The organism is Actinomadura bangladeshensis, assembly GCF_004348335.1.
Lineage (GTDB): Bacteria > Actinomycetota > Actinomycetes > Streptosporangiales > Streptosporangiaceae > Spirillospora > Spirillospora bangladeshensis.
On sequence record NZ_SMJW01000579.1, the window covers coordinates 1 to 780 of the forward strand.

General features: G+C 75.6%; 1 protein-coding gene. It reads left to right on the forward strand.

What is annotated here, in order from left to right:
* Positions 1 to 23 precede the first annotated feature (23 nt).
* Positions 24 to 773, forward strand: coding sequence for an SDR family oxidoreductase (locus E1284_RS40965; RefSeq protein ID WP_131945478.1), 750 nt, complete (start codon positions 24 to 26; stop codon positions 771 to 773).
* Positions 774 to 780: the final 7 nt, after the last annotated feature.

Consider the following 780-nt stretch of genomic DNA (forward strand, 5'->3'; position numbering starts at 1 on the left):
GCCGGGAGAAGGGGAGGCGGGCCATGGGCGGACGGGTGGCACTGGTGACCGGCGCGGGATCGGGCATCGGCGCCGCGGTCGCGGCCGCGCTCCTGGCCGCCGGATGGCGCGTCGCGCTGACCGGCCGCCGCGCCGAGCGGCTGCACGAGACCGCCCGGGACGCCCGCGCCGGGCAGGCCCTCGCCGTCCCCGCCGACGTCACCGACCCCGGCTCGGTCCGCGGCCTGTTCGACGCGGTCGCCGCCCGCTGGGGGCGGCTGGACCTGCTGGTCAACAACGCCGGCGTGTTCGGCGCGTCCGCGCCCGTCGAGGACTACTCCCACGAGGAGTGGCGCACCGTCCTGGACACCAACCTCACCGGCGCGTTCCTGTGCGCGCAGCAGGCGTTCCGGATGATGAAGGAGCAGGACCCCCAGGGCGGCCGCATCATCAACAACGGGTCCCTGTCCGCGCACACCCCGCGCCCCCGCACCGTCGCCTACGCCGCCAGCAAGCACGCCGTGACGGGTCTCACCAAGACCCTGTCGCTGGAGGGCCGCCCCTACCGCATCGCCTGCGGGCAGATCGACGTCGGCAACGCCGCCACCGACATGACCGGCGGGTTCGGCACCGGGACCCTGCAGGCCGACGGGACGGTGCGGGCCGAGCCGGTGATGGACGTCCGGCACGTCGCCGGCGCCGTCCTCTACATGGCCGGCCTGCCGCTGGAGGCCAACGTCCAGTCGATGACGGTGCTGGCCACGGCGATGCCGTCCCACGTCGGACGCGGCTGACCCCGCC